The organism is Stenotrophomonas sp. 21LCFQ19 (assembly GCF_056861425.1).
Genome location: NZ_JBSPUF010000007.1, coordinates 15,567 through 29,456 on the forward strand (window position 1 = coordinate 15,567; position 13,890 = coordinate 29,456).

Below are 13,890 nucleotides of genomic sequence, written 5' to 3' on the forward strand. Positions count from 1 at the left end.
GCCTTTAATCCGGCTGGCCCTAGCCTGTTTGCACTGTACCCAGCCCTCCTCAGTGGGTCCGGTGATCGGGAATTTTTAAGGCCCTGGCGGTTTCCGTCGGGGCCTTGTTTTTGGGTGAGTATTGTTGACTTGGAGGGCTGGGGTTAGAGTGCGAAAAATCACATGGAGGCGGTAATGGTGCGGAAGCTGATATTGGTTGGCCTTATCCTGGTTCCTGTTGCTGCGTTTGCCGCCAAGCCGGAACAGAGCTTGAGGCCAGACGTGCCTTTCCAGGTGCAACAGGCCAACGTGCGCTCGGATCTCTCTGCTGGCGAGGTGTATTCAGAGATTGCCGCGGCCGACCGCGACAAGGTGCTGGCCGCACTGGACCGTGTCTCCGCCGTGGTGGGTGAGGGCACCGTCGATGCACTGCCGCCGGAACACAAGGCGTCAGTGCTCAAGGATCAGGAAATGGTCAATGCGGTTCTGGACAAGGCGCGCAGTGACAGCCGCTTGATCTGTACACGTGAGAAGCCCATGGGTTCGAACATGCCTGTACGACAGTGCCTCACGGCTGCCCAGCGCGAACGCAATCGCCAGAACACGCTCCAGTGGCAGACGACGGGTGGTGGGCGAAACGCTACTCTGGGTAACTGACCGGTTGCTATGGGTGTATGTTCGGGCAACGGGGTCGTGGGGCGTTAACGCGACCTATGTTGTAATTCTCGGCATACACAGGCATCCAATGCCTGCTATTCCTACAAATCGAAGGTAATCGCACACGTGCGCATTCTTGTAATCGAAGACAACAGCGACATTGCCGCCAATCTTGGCGACTACCTTGAGGACCGTGGCCATACGGTCGATTTCGCCGCCGATGGCGTGACTGGCCTGCATCTGGCCGTGGTGCACGAGTTCGATGCGATCGTGCTGGATCTCAATCTGCCGGGCATGGATGGCATCGAAGTCTGCCGCAAGCTGCGCAACGATGCGCGCAAGCAGACGCCGGTGCTGATGCTTACCGCGCGTGACTCGCTGGACAACAAGCTGGCCGGTTTTGATTCCGGCGCCGATGACTACCTGATCAAGCCGTTTGCATTGCAGGAAGTCGAGGTGCGGCTCAACGCATTGTCGCGCCGCGGCAAGGGCGCGCATACCCGTGTGCTGGAAGTAGGGGATCTGGAATACAACCTGGATACCCTGGAAGTCCGCCGACAGGGCAAGCTACTGCAGCTCAACCCGACTGCGTTGAAGATCCTGCAGGCGCTGATGGAGGCGTCCCCTGCGGTTGTTACCCGGCAGGAGCTGGAGACCCGCGTCTGGGGTGAAGAGCTGCCGGACTCGGATTCGTTGCGCGTGCACATCCATGGCCTGCGTGCGGTGGTCGACAAGCCGTTTGAAGTGCCGATGATCCAGACCCGTCACGGCATTGGTTACCGTATCTCCGCACCCGATGCCTGAATCAGCATTACCTGAGCCTGTTCGCAAGCGGGGGCGGTACCGTCGCCGCCTGCGCAGCCGCATCATTGTCTCGTTTGTGCTGTTGGGCTTTTGCCTGACGGCACTTTTTGCGTTTGCCACGAACTGGGCGCGGATGCGCGTGGAGAACCAGCTCGTCGAAGAGGTGATGAATCGCAACATCGATGAATATGCACGTCGTTACTACGTCGATCCGACCCGTAATCCTGATTTTCCCGTGCAGCAGATCCGCGGGTTCTTCTATCCCAAGGATAAATTCGAGCGGGTGCGCGAGGAGCGTCCGGAATGGGCGGCGCTGCCAAACGGCAACCATAACGTAAGCGGCATTGACGAGACAGGTGTGCCGTTTGCCTACAAATTAGCGGTTCGCAAGGCGGATGATGCGTGGTTCTTCCTTGCGTACGACATGACAGAGAGCATCCGTGGCGAGCAGCAGCTCAAGCGCGCGTTGTTCTTCTCGGTTGTTGTGTTCAGTCTGCTTTCCTGGGTGTTGGGATGGTGGTCTGCTTCGCGGGTGATGCGGCCGGTGTCCGACCTGGCGGCGCGCCTGCGCGCCTATCGTGGTGGCAACACGCACCCCGAGCCGCTCGCACCACGCTTTCCCGATGATGAGGTTGGGCAGCTGGCCGAGGCGCTTGATGATTATTCTGCACGCCTGACCGAGGTGGTCCAGCGCGATCGCGAGTTCAATGCCGACGTCAGCCATGAACTGCGCACACCGCTGGCGGTCATCCGCGGGGCTACAGAACTGCTGTTGGCGCGCCCCAATCTGGATGACAAAGTGCTGCAGCGCCTGCAGCGTATCCAGCGTGCTGAGCAGCAATGCAGCGATCTGATTGGCTCGCTGCTGCTGTTGTCGCGCAATGAACGTGCACAAGGCAGCAGCAACGTCGCCCGGGTTGCCGAGCAGTTGCTGGAGTCACACCGTGCCCAGCTTGGTGGCAAGCCGCTGGAGTTGGCGCTGGAAGGATCACGCGAGCTGGTGATCGACGCGCCGGAGTCGGCGTTGTCGGTGGCATTGGGTAACCTGATCGGCAATGCCGTCAAGTATTCGCAGGAAGGCAGGGTGCTGGTGCGGGTGGGCAGCAATGCCGTGGAAGTGATCGACAACGGCCCGGGCTTGAGCGAGAAAGATGCTGCCAGCCTGTTCCAGCGCGGCTATCGCGGGACCCATGCAGGGCATTCGCAGGGCGGCGGTATCGGTCTTTCCATTGTCAGCCGACTTTGCGCGCTCTACGGCTGGCAGGTGGATATCCGTCCGGGCACGGAGCGCGGTGTGATTGCGACGCTGACATTCTCGCCAGAGCAAGCCTGATCAGTGGGATCGCGGAGATGTCGGCCCATCTTCAGCTAACGGGGCGGCGAACCGCTGGTTCGCTGCTACTCGAATGGCCTTGCGGTGTTGCAATGCTGCTCACTTCAGCATTTGAGTCACCCGGAAACCGATGTCAGGCCGCTGGTATTGGCGTTTTGTGGGAGCGGCGTAAGCCGCGAAGCAAACACATCATCAGATGATGGTGTTTTGGTAACGCCAGTTTCGCGGCTTACGCCGCTCCCACATGCAGACAGTGGGCCGCTGCATACTGCTCCGGATGCTGGCAACGTGGTGGCGCCGAAGTGAACAGCATCAGCTACGTAGAGCGGTGGCTCGCTCCACAGTTGGTTTGAATCATCACCCTGCCGCGGCAAGCTGCCGATAGCGCGCGTCCAGTGCTTCGATATGTGCCTGCAACGCATCCGGATGTCCATCGTTGACGATCACATCATCAGCCAGGGCCAAGCGCTGCGCGCGGCTGGCCTGGGCCTGGATCATGCGCTCGGCCAGTGCGGCATCGATGTTGTCGCGACTAAGCAGGCGCGCGTGCTGTACTTCTTCAGGTGCGTCCACTACCAGAACACGTTGCAGCCAAGGGTAGGTCGCCCGCCCGCCGGCTTCAGTGAGTAGTGGAATGGCCGCAATCGCATAGGGGCTGGCGGCTGCTTCGCAGATGCCGCGTACACGGGCGCGGATGGCGGGGTGGGTGATGGCTTCAAGCGCGCGGCGTTCGTCGGGGTTGGCGAACACGCGTTGACGTAGGTAAGCCCGGTCCAGGCTGCCATCGGCCTGCAGGACCTCGCTACCAAACAGCTCGCCAATCGCCGCAAGACCCGGGCTGCCAACTGCAACAACCTCTCGCGCTGCGATATCCGCATCCGCCACGGTAATGCCCAGGGCCTCGAAACGCCGGCTGACTTCACTCTTGCCCGAGGCGATGCCGCCGGTCAGTCCAACGATGAAGCTGCTCATGCAATGACTCCAAAACGACAATGGCCCTTGAGGGGGCCATTGTCGCTTGTGCCTGCTTATTGCTGTAGCCCAGCCAGGCGCATGTATCCGCCGATCATCTGGTCGCCCCACATGAAGACCAGCCAGCCCGCGATGGCCAGATAGGGGCCGAACGGGATCGGCGTAGCGCGGTCGCGACCGCGCGTGTACAGCCAGATCGAGCCAATGATGGCGCCAACCAGCGACGACAACAAGATGATTGGCAGGATGCCCTTGAGGCCACACCAGGCCCCCAGCGCTGCAAGCAACTTGAAGTCGCCATGGCCCATGCCTTCCTTGCCGGTAATCTGCTTGTACAGCCACCAGACTGTCCACAACGACAGGTAGCCAAGCGCGGCGCCTATCAGTGCTGGCTTGGTGGGCATGTAGAGGTTGTCCATGCTGCCGATCAGGCCCAGCCACATCAATGGAATGGTGAGCTGGTCGGGTAGCAGCTGCGTGCGCAGGTCGATGCCGGATAGTGTTACCAGGAAGCAGCTCAGCACGATCGCGCCAAAGCCCTGCCAGCCGAAGCCGAACTGCCAGACACTGGCCAGTACCATTAACGCGGTGACCAGCTCCACGATCGGGTACTGGATGGAGATGGGTGCTTGGCAATGGCGACACTTGCCGCGTTGGATCAGCCAGCTGAACAGCGGGATGTTCTCGTACCAGCTGAGCTTGTGCTTGCAGTGCGGGCAGTGCGAAGGCTCGACCACGATGCCGGGCGGTGGCGGCTCATAGATATCAGGCTGTTCGAGGATTTCGCGCGCATCGCGCTTCCACTGCCACTCCATGCGCTTGGGCAGGCGCAGGATCACCACATTGAGGAAGCTGCCGATCAGCAGTCCCAGGCCGGCCGCGGCGGGGTAGCCGAGGCCGGGATGCTGGTCGAGAAAAGCCATTTGCTAATTATCCAACAACGGAAGCAAGTTTGAAGATTGGCAGGTACATGCCGATGACCATGCCGCCAACGACCACGCCGATGAACACCATGATCAACGGCTCCAGCAGGCTGCTCAGGGCGTCCACCGAGTTGTTGACCTCCTGCTCGAAGTACTCGGCCACCTTGAACAGCATCGTGTCCAGGGCGCCGGCTTCTTCGCCGATGGCTGTCATCTGCACCACCATGTGCGGGAACAGGTTCACCTGCTTCATCGCCATGTTGACCGGGTAGCCGACCGATACATCGTCACGCATCCGCAACACGGCTTCTTCATAGGTCTTGTTGCCGGTGGCGCCAGCGACAATGCCCAGTGCTTCCACCAGCGGTACGCCAGCCTTGAAGGTAACGGCAGTCGTGCGGGCAAAACGGGCGATGGAGCTGTTGTGCATGATCTGGCCGATCACCGGCACCTTGAGGATCAAGCGATCAAGCGTGTGCTGCATCTTGGGTGAGCGCTTGTAAAGGAAGGTCGTTCCGCCAACAACAATGATCACAAGCAGCAGGAGTGCCCACCACCACTTCACCATGAAGCGGGACGCCGCCACGATCATCTGGGTGAATACGGGCAGATCGGTGCCGAAGCTCTTGAAGATATCCTCGAACTGGGGCACTACCCACAACAGCAGAACGGAGCTGACCAGGAGGGCTACGGCGATCACCATGGCGGGGTAGAACAGCGCCTTCTTGATCTTGCCTTTCAGGGACTCCAGGTTCTCCTGGTAGTTGGCGATCGTCTCCAGCACGGTTTCCAGTACGCCGGCCCCTTCGCCAGCGCGCACCAGGTTGCGATACAGCTCATCAAACTGCACCGGGTGCTTGCTGATGGCTTCGTACAGGGACGAGCCGCCTTCCAGGTCCGCCCGGATCGTGCCAACCAGCTTGGCCATGCGCGGGTTCTTGTGGCCGCTGCCGATGATCTCCAATGCGCTGACAATGGGCACGCCGGACTTCATCATCGTCGCCATCTGGCGGCTGAAGAACGCAATGTCCTTTGGTTTGACGGGGCTGCCTGCGGCCCCGAACAGCGGCTTGGGCTTGGGCTTGACCACGGTTGGGGTGATACCCAGGCGGCGCAGCTCGGCCTTAAGCAGGTTCGCGTTCTTGGCGTCCTGCTCGCCCTTCATCTTCACGCCGCGCTTGTCTGTTCCCTCCCAGACGAACGGCAACATCTGGCTGGTGTTGCGTCCAGCCGGCTCTTTATTGATCGCGTTGCGGGTAACGGCCATTTTTTCTCCCCGTCCGGCCATCCCCAGGCCAGACAACATCGGCATGGTAGCTCGTCAAACGGCTGTAGGCACAGTCTGGGGGCAAGCTTTTTTGGAGGGGTGGGTCACATTGCAGCCCGCTGGCCGAATGTTGAACTGGCGGTGGGCGCTACCTGGGGGAGGCCGTTGTTCCTCTGATGCTATCGGGTGGTGGCCCTTTGCCGGTTTTTGCTGCAATGCGGCCGCCTCAGGTGCCTCCGTAGCAGGAGGTGGTGCCTCGCTTGACAGGAGAGGTTGTGCGATTGCGTCACAAAGTGACGCAAGAGGTCACCTTGTGGTGCCGTTCCTGAATCGCGGTCGCGGGGCTTCCTTTCTTCGGCGATGCTGCCATCATTGCCCATGGGGAGCAGGGGGCTGTTGGAAAGTTGGCACGCAATCTGCTTTGTAACCCCATGCGAGCAGGCATGTGTCTGCAACCATGTTCACAATCCAAACCTCTAGGGGATGTACTCATGAAGAAGCAGCAGGGCTTTACCCTGATCGAATTGATGATCGTGGTTGCGATCATTGCCATCCTGGCCGCCATCGCGCTGCCGGCTTACAACAACTACCGCATCAAGTCGGCTGAAAGCGCCTGCCTGGGTGAAGCGAAGGCCTTCGCAAACTCGTGGCTGTCGGCTTCGCTTGCTTCGATGACGATTCCCGACCCCAAGAACAAGGCTTGTGCATCTGGTGACATGCCGAGCGGCGACTTCACCCCGAAGTCCCCGGGCGTCGCGCACACCAACTGCAGCAGCACGACGGCTACTTGTGCGGTTCAGTAAGTTAGACGACGCATCTGTCTTCTAGCATAAGAAGCCCCTCGTATGAGGGGCTTTTTTTACCGGCGCTGTGCTTGGCCCGGTCCTTGCGTCGCAATGCGTAAGAAGATTTCAGCCCAGGGGGGCGCACTATCATGCGTAGCAATGCACGCGGTTTCACGTTGATCGAGCTGATGATCGTGGTGGCTATCATTGCCATCCTGGCTGCCATTGCCTTGCCGGCCTACAGCAATTACCGCGTCAAGGCAGCCGAAAATGCGTGCCTCGCCGAGGCAAAGGCATTCATGAACTTCTATGTCACGTCTTCACTTACCGGTGTGGCGTTGCCGACGTTCACTCCCAAGGCCTGTGAGTCGGGCGACGCATCTGGCACGTTTGTCAGCGCAAAGCCTGGCATCGCAGATCCGACATGCAGCCCCACCACGGCCACCTGCAGTCTCTGAGTGCAGCAGACGCGAGCGTTGCATGGAGCTCCTCTCAAGAGGAGCTTTCTTTTGCCTGATCATCGCGAAAAGCCGTATCGCGGCGGAAATCCCTGAGTGATCATGGATAATCCGGTCTCAGCTCCACATACCACTGCGCTCATGCTCATGAATCTCCGCCAGCTCTTGTCGGGACGCCTCCTTCTCGGCTTGATCGTCGCGCTGTTTGCGGCACTCCCCTTCATTGCAGGTCTGCCGGGCAGCTTTGTGCTTGATGATGTCCCTAACATCGTCAACAACAAAATGCTTGAGTTGAAGCAATTGGATGCGGATGCACTGCTCACGCTTGCAACGGCTCCACAGCTCTCAGGTAGCTTGCGGGTACTGCCCACGCTGACATTCGCGGTGGATTATTGGAGGGCTGGCAGCTTTGATCCCGCTACTTTCAAAGCCACCAATATCCTCATACATGCATTGACCGCCTGCGCGTTGGCGTGGTTCTTCCAGTTGCTGTTGCAGGCTGCGAGTGCGCCCGCAAAACATGTTCGATGGGTCGCCCCGGCTCTCGCCTTGGCGTGGGCGCTTCACCCGTTGCAGGTTTCTTCCGTGTTGTACGTTGTGCAGCGCATGCAGACCATGGGGACACTGTTCCTTGTGCTGGCAGTACTTGCTTATCTGCAGGCAAGGCGGGCTCAGTTGGCAGGGAAGTCCGGGCGAACGGGATTTTTGCTGGCGGCGCTGTTCTGGGTTGTTGCGCTGGGGTGCAAGGAGGACAGCGTTTTGTTCCCTGCATATGCATTGGCGCTCGAGCTCACTGTGCTTCGCTTTGGTGCGGCCGACGCCGGTTTGCGTCGTCGTCTACGTTCCGGTTATCTGCTTGGTGTACTGGCCGGAACCATGCTCTATGTTTTGTGGGTAGTTCCAAATCACTGGAATTGGCAGGCTTATACGGCTCGTGATTTCTCAACGCCGGAACGGCTGCTTACCCAGGCCAGGGTGTTGTGCATGTATTTATGGCAGATCGTGCTGCCGCTGCCGTCAAATATGCCGTTCTATTATGACTGGTTGCAGCCTTCACGTAGCCTGCTGCATCCTTGGACGACTTTGCCGGCTATTCTGCTATTGGCTGCTTTGTTGGTGTTGGCATGGCGACTGCGTACGCGCAGCCCCTTGTTTTCGCTGGGAGTCTTTCTGTTCTTCAGCGCACATTTGATCACCAGCAATGTGATCGGTCTTGAGCTCATGTTCGAACACCGGAATAGCTTTGCGCTTATAGGGGCGGTGCTTGCTATAGGAAGTGTGCTGGCAACTGCGGCCCGGCATCTGCGGGTCAAGCCGGTTGTGCAGGCTGTTGCCTGTACTGCAATAGTGGTCGGCCTGGGTGGTGCCGCAGCTGTGCGGGCCCACACCTGGGCGGACAAAATGGGTTTTGCGCATGCAAGTACCGAGCTTGCTCCGCACTCTGCCCGTGCGTGGTACGGCCTATGCATGAACTATCTCGAGGCCGGCGGCGAAGTGGTGGCATCCAATCCTCATCTCGACGAGGCCATCGATGCCTGCGGTAAAGGAGCTGTCGCCGCTCCGTACGCACTCAACAACACAGCCGTCCTCATAGTGCTCAAGACCGTGCGTGGCGATGTCTCACAGCAGGATTGGAATTTGTTTCACCAGCGTTTGAGCGACGTCAGCATGGGCTGGGAGAACCAGCGCGCTCCCACGATCTTTGCCTACTATGCGCAACAAGGCATCCCGTTGGACAAGCAGGAGATGCTCAAGGCATTTTCCGAACTGTCTGAAAGGACGCCCATTAAGCCCTTTAGCAGTGCCGCGCTCGGCTACTTCATCATGAATGATTTGAATGAGCCGGATCAGGCCATGCCGTTCTTCATGGTGGCGCTCAATGCGGCGAATCCAGCGGACCCCTTTCCCCAGCGACTGGCGAGCGAGCTGAGGGAAAAGCAGCGGTCCGATTTGGCATTGAAGGTGGAGCAGGTTTGGGAGGCCAGGTTCGCACCAACTCAATGAAATTCGCATGTTCCAGCCGCTAATGGGGTTTTTGAGAACGTGACAGTCATGGATACGGATCGCCCGAACTTCCGTCCGGACATCGAGGGCCTGCGAGCGATCGCGATCCTGCTGGTGGTGGCCGCGCATGCCGGCGTGCCTTGGTTGGCCGGTGGATTCATCGGGGTGGACGTGTTCTTCGTCCTGTCCGGTTATCTGATCACTCGCTTGCTCGTGGGAGAGTTGGAGCGCACCAATCGCGTGGACATCGCACGCTTTTATGCACGCCGATTCCGCCGCCTGTTGCCAGCTTTGTTGCTGATGTTGTGCTTGTGCATGCTGCTGGGCACCCAGCTGGTGCCTGTTACGCGGCAGGAGACCCAGGCGACTGCTGCCGCTGCAGCCGCACTTTGGGGCAGCAATCTGTTGTTCGCCTTTGTCCGGTTGGACTACTTTGACGCGGATAGCAGCAATAACCTGTTCCTGCATACCTGGTCGCTCGGAGTTGAGGAGCAGTTCTATCTTGTCTGGCCGTTGCTGCTGGTGGCGGCTTATGGAGCGTGGCGCAAGTCAGCGTCGCCAACTCGTCTCAATGTGATCCAGTTGCTGTGGCTGGTGACGGGCATCAGTTTCGCCAGCTGCCTCTTCATTACAAGTGCCGAGCCGCGGCTCGCTTTCTATCTGATGCCCTTGCGTGCGTGGCAGTTTGCGCTTGGTGGGCTTGCTGGCCTGTATTTTGCGGATAGCAGAAGCGGCAACCCTGGCGCATCTCCCCGGGTGGCCGTACTGGGGGCGGCGGGGCTGGTGGGCATCCTGATCACCTCGATTGTGTTGGATGGAAATGTACGTTACCCCGGCGCTTTGGCGCTGTTGCCGTCCATTTTCACGTTGGCGGTATTGATTGGGGGCGCGCGCGCGCCGCAGGCCTTCGCTGTTCGCTTGCTGTCACATCCGGCACTGACCGCCATCGGCCGGGTATCGTATTCCTGGTATCTCTGGCATTGGCCAGTGCTTGTATTTGGCAGGCTGGTCTGGCCCATGCCTTCACCTGGCCTGCAGCTGGCGCTGGTGCTGGGTTCGCTGCTGATTGCATGGCTGTCCTGGAAATTCGTCGAAACTCCGGTCCGGCGCAATGTGCCTGTCATCCAGTCGCCACGCGGGGTAATACTGGGGGCGCTGCTGCTCATGGTTTTGGCTGCTGCCGGATCATTCCAGTGGCAGGTCACTGCGCAGCAGGCACTGTCCCGGCCGGCCTACCAACGGATCTTGCAGGCGCGCATGGATGTGCCCGCGTTGTACAGGAAGCAGTGCGACCAGTGGTTCCGCAGCGACGTGTTGCTGCCCTGTGAGTTCGGTAATCGTCAGGCGTCGCGCACTGTGGTTGTGCTGGGGGATAGCATCGGTCTCCAGTGGTTCCCTGCCATTGAGAAGATCTTTGATCCCACGCAATGGCGGGTCGTGGTGATGACCAAGTCCTCCTGCCCGATTGTGGACGCCCCCATCTTCTATGCGCGCATCGGCCGTGAGTACACCGAATGTGCCCGTTGGCGCGAGGCTGCGATGGCCCGCATTGCGGAGATCGCGCCCGACAGGGTGATCATCGGCTCGACCCAGACCTACGATTTCAGTCCCGCGCTATGGCGGGATGGAACTGCACGCGTCCTGCATCGTCTCGCCCCTGCAGCAGGTCGGGTTCATATCCTGCGCGGCACCCCCATGCTGCCGTTCGACGGTCCCGATTGCCTGGTGCCTCGCGGCTGGCTGTGGGAGCAACTGGTCCACACAAGCTGCACGACGTCTGCGCAAGATTCAGGTTCCGATATCGTCTTCCGCTCTATACAGATGGCGGCCTCGGACTTCGATAATGTGCGCGTCGTGGACATGACCAGTGCGGTCTGTCCTGGGGGTATCTGTGCGGCGGAGCGCAGCGGCACTCCAATTTATCGTGACGAACGCCACCTTACTGCTAGTTTCGTGGCATCGCTGGCACCTGCGTTGGCAGTGGAACTGGATCAGTAGCGCGTGCGGTATCCCCAGACGTTGTTTTCGGGATGAGCTATAAGTGCTGATGCAGCCTTGGATTCGCCCTGTTATCGAAGAGCTTTGAGACGATGGCTTCACCGCTGGCTCGCAATACGTTGTTGATGGTCTCCTGGCAGGCTCTGAGAGCAGGGCTGCAGGCGGCGTGGGCGATCGGTTTGGCTCGCGTCCTGGGGCTCAATGGTTACGGCACCTTCGCGGGCCACGCTGGCTTGGCGACCGCCCTGGGGGCGCTCAGTGGCGTGGGCTTTGGGCTGCTCATGCTGCAGGAGGCTTCCCGTGACGCAGGCGCGTTTGTGCCGCGTTGGCGCAAGGCGCTCTGGCGGCTGGTGACTAGTGCGTTGTTGTTGAGCGCTGTGTATGTCGGCTTGGCGGTCAGTTGGCTTGACACTTCATTGCATTGGATGACCCTGCTGGCGATAGCTCTACCTGAACTGCTGCTGGTGCCGTTGACGACCCTGGCAAGTTACGCGTTCCAGGCGCACGAACGTATGGGTTGGGCTGGCGCCATGTATGCGTTGGCTCCGCTGGGTAACGGTCTGGCCCTGGTCCTTTGCCTGCTTGCTGCCAACCCTGTGAACTTGGCGTCCTATCTGCATTGGCATGTTGTTTTGGCCGGGGGCGCAGCGCTGTTCTCGCTACTCGCGGTTGCCGCGTTGTTGCGCCCGGGCTGGATGCCCATGCGTGCAGGTCGTGGCGAGTACATGGAGGCTTCTGGCTTTGTTGCCATGCGCGTGATTGATACCGGACTCGGTACGATTGACAAGACGCTGGTGTATCGTTTGGCGGGTGCTGACGTGGCAGGTCAATACACGGCGGCCTACCGGTTGGCGGCACTTATCGCATTGCCGGCGGTGTCGTTGGCGATCTCCGCTGCACCAAAGTTGTTTCGCCGGTTGGGCGCTGCCGCTGAGCAGATGCGCTTCCTGCGGGCACTTGCCTTTGCTGGGCTTGGATTAGGGGTGGTCAGCATTCCGTTGGCTTGGGGGCTTTCATTTGCGCTGCCCTGGTTGTTTGGTCCCGCATTTGGACAAGCGGCAGAGCTTGCTCGGCTGAATTGCGCGTTGCCGGCATTGCTTGGCTTGGCGACGCTTGGCTGTACCATGTTGATGGCACGCGGGCGAAAGCGCGTACGGATTGGAATCCAGCTCGTGGCATTGCTGCTGATGTTGCTGTTGATGGGAATGTGGGTGCCTGCCTTTGGGGGGGGCGGGGCAATTCTGGCGGTCGGTTCTACCTATCTTGTGCTTGTTGCCGCACTGTGGTTTGCACTGTGGCAACCGGTCCGCGATTGATACTTGGGGAAGGTTTTTGGCTAGGATAAAAACAGCGCTGGGCTGCAATTCGCCACCAGACATAGATCCGGAAGCGGTTGCAGCTTTCTTCCAGGATCGAGCCATGCGTCTGGCTGAGGTCGGCCCAACCAAGGCCGTAATCTACCAGGACAAGCAGGGGGATCTGGCTGAACGCCGTGATGCCGCTGAAGTGGCTCGCCTTCTGCCCTTGTTGCGCCTGGATGGTAGTCAGGCATTGCTGGATGTTGGATGTGGTACGGGGCGTTGGAGCCGGAGGCTTGCGCCCAGGTTGGCACGCTATCACGGTGTCGACGCTACCGAGGGGCTGCTTGAGCATGCTCGAGTGCAGCATCTAGGTGACAAGCATTGTCGCTTCAGCTTGCTGCGTGCAGACCAGTTGTCTGCGGCTGCACTGGGTGAAAGTGGTTTTGATAGGTTTCTATGTGCGGGCATCTGCATGTACCTCAATGATGCGCAAGTCAGCTCGCTTTTCGCGGCTATTGCGGAGGTGAGTGCGCCTCGCGCCCTGCTGTTGTTGCGTGAGCCGATCGCAGTTGATGAACGATTGACATTGGTGGGACATTATTCGAACGAGTTGGAACACGACTATCATGCGGTCTATCGCAGCGTCCCAGAGTTGCTTGCGTTGATCGGGCCTACGTTGCTGGCGGCTGGTTATCGCCTGGTCGATCAAGGGGATGTGTATGCGGAGGATGCGCTGAATAACCGTGCCGAAACTCGCCAATGCTGGTTCGTCTTGGAGCGGGCATGAGCAGGACCGCTTTTTGTTTTGATCTGGATGGAACGCTCACTGCGACGGAGATACTGCCGTGTATCGCTGCTGAGCTGGGGATTTCCGGCGAGATCGCGACTTTGACTCGCTTGACCATGGATGGCCATGTGCCTTTCGAAGATTCGATGCGTCTGCGAACGCTCATTCTCGGGCAGGTGCCGTTGGCGCGTGTTCACGAAATCATAGAAGCAATTCCTTTGTCATCGGAATTGGAAGAATTTGTCCGCGAGCGCGCTGACGCGTGTTTCGTGGTAACAGGTAATCTCGATCTTTGGATTGCGCCGCTCGTGCGGCGGCTTGGCTGTCGCCTGTTCAGCTCGAAAGCCACGCTGGCCCCTGCAGGAGTGCAGTTGGTTTCGATCCTTTCCAAGGATCATGCAATCCGCGCCCTTCGGCGTGAGGGGGCATTCGACAGCGTTGTTGCAATAGGGGATGGGGCGAACGACGTGGCGATGTTGCGCGAGGCAGACATCGGTATCGCATACGGCGGCGTTCATGCGCCGGCTGCTGCGACTATCGATGCCGCCCATTTGGTTGTAAATGATGCAGGTAGCCTATGCAAACTATTGAAGGAGCTGTAATAGCCTGCGCGGGCTTGGGC

General features: G+C 59.6%; 12 protein-coding genes and 1 pseudogene. 10 read left to right on the top strand and 3 right to left on the bottom strand.

What is annotated here, in order from left to right:
* Positions 1-174 precede the first annotated feature (174 nt).
* The 3 genes from AC13FW_RS09355 to AC13FW_RS09365 all read left to right on the top strand — a co-directional run bounded on the left by AC13FW_RS09355 (position 175) and on the right by AC13FW_RS09365 (position 2,773).
* Positions 175-636 (top strand): hypothetical protein, encoded by a 462-nt coding sequence (locus tag AC13FW_RS09355; RefSeq protein WP_482988880.1) that lies wholly within the window; start codon positions 175-177, stop codon positions 634-636.
* A 126-nt stretch (positions 637-762) separates the two neighbouring features.
* On the top strand, positions 763-1,440 hold the full coding sequence (locus AC13FW_RS09360) for a response regulator transcription factor (RefSeq protein ID WP_057629745.1): 678 nt from the start codon (positions 763-765) through the stop codon (positions 1,438-1,440).
* Positions 1,433-2,773, top strand: a complete 1,341-nt coding sequence (locus AC13FW_RS09365) for a sensor histidine kinase (protein ID WP_282267223.1) — start codon at positions 1,433-1,435, stop codon at positions 2,771-2,773. Before AC13FW_RS09360 ends, AC13FW_RS09365 begins: the two co-directional genes overlap by 8 nt.
* Before the next feature lie 357 nt (positions 2,774-3,130).
* On the opposite strand, the gene coaE is transcribed toward AC13FW_RS09365, so the two are convergent.
* From coaE to AC13FW_RS09380, 3 genes are read right to left on the bottom strand one after another with little or no spacing between them, the layout of a single operon-like run.
* Positions 3,131-3,745, bottom strand: a complete 615-nt coding sequence (gene coaE, locus AC13FW_RS09370) for a dephospho-CoA kinase (protein WP_482988881.1) — start codon at positions 3,743-3,745, stop codon at positions 3,131-3,133.
* A 56-nt stretch (positions 3,746-3,801) separates the two neighbouring features.
* Positions 3,802-4,668, bottom strand: coding sequence for a prepilin peptidase (locus AC13FW_RS09375; protein WP_282267225.1), 867 nt, complete (start codon positions 4,666-4,668; stop codon positions 3,802-3,804).
* A 7-nt stretch (positions 4,669-4,675) separates the two neighbouring features.
* Positions 4,676-5,935, bottom strand: coding sequence for a type II secretion system F family protein (locus tag AC13FW_RS09380; RefSeq protein ID WP_296247036.1), 1,260 nt, complete (start codon positions 5,933-5,935; stop codon positions 4,676-4,678).
* A 491-nt stretch (positions 5,936-6,426) separates the two neighbouring features.
* Between AC13FW_RS09380 and AC13FW_RS09385 the strand changes: the two are divergent.
* The 7 genes and pseudogenes from AC13FW_RS09385 to AC13FW_RS09415 form a co-directional block, all read left to right on the top strand.
* Positions 6,427-6,526: pseudogene (locus AC13FW_RS09385) on the top strand (prepilin-type N-terminal cleavage/methylation domain-containing protein); the annotation flags it as partial.
* Positions 6,527-6,869: 343 nt separating this feature from the next.
* Positions 6,870-7,178, top strand: coding sequence for a prepilin-type N-terminal cleavage/methylation domain-containing protein (locus AC13FW_RS09390; RefSeq protein ID WP_482988882.1), 309 nt, complete (start codon positions 6,870-6,872; stop codon positions 7,176-7,178).
* Positions 7,179-7,280: 102 nt separating this feature from the next.
* A complete protein-coding gene (locus AC13FW_RS09395; RefSeq protein WP_482988883.1) occupies positions 7,281-9,182 on the top strand; it encodes a hypothetical protein in 1,902 nt (633 codons plus the stop codon).
* 48 nt (positions 9,183-9,230) lie between these two features.
* Entirely contained in the window at positions 9,231-11,180 is a 1,950-nt protein-coding gene (locus AC13FW_RS09400) for an acyltransferase family protein (RefSeq protein WP_482988884.1), read from the top strand.
* Between the two features lie 92 nt (positions 11,181-11,272).
* Positions 11,273-12,496 carry a lipopolysaccharide biosynthesis protein gene (locus AC13FW_RS09405; RefSeq protein WP_482988885.1) on the top strand — a complete coding sequence of 408 codons (1,224 nt, stop codon included), beginning with the start codon at positions 11,273-11,275 and terminating at the stop codon, positions 12,494-12,496.
* 103 nt (positions 12,497-12,599) lie between these two features.
* Positions 12,600-13,268: a class I SAM-dependent methyltransferase gene (locus tag AC13FW_RS09410; protein WP_296247028.1), complete on the top strand. Its 669-nt coding sequence runs from the start codon at positions 12,600-12,602 to the stop codon at positions 13,266-13,268.
* Positions 13,265-13,870 (top strand): HAD-IB family phosphatase, encoded by a 606-nt coding sequence (locus AC13FW_RS09415; protein ID WP_296247026.1) that lies wholly within the window; start codon positions 13,265-13,267, stop codon positions 13,868-13,870. The genes AC13FW_RS09410 and AC13FW_RS09415 overlap by 4 nt, the downstream gene beginning before the upstream one ends.
* The last annotated feature ends 20 nt before the right edge of the window (positions 13,871-13,890 follow it).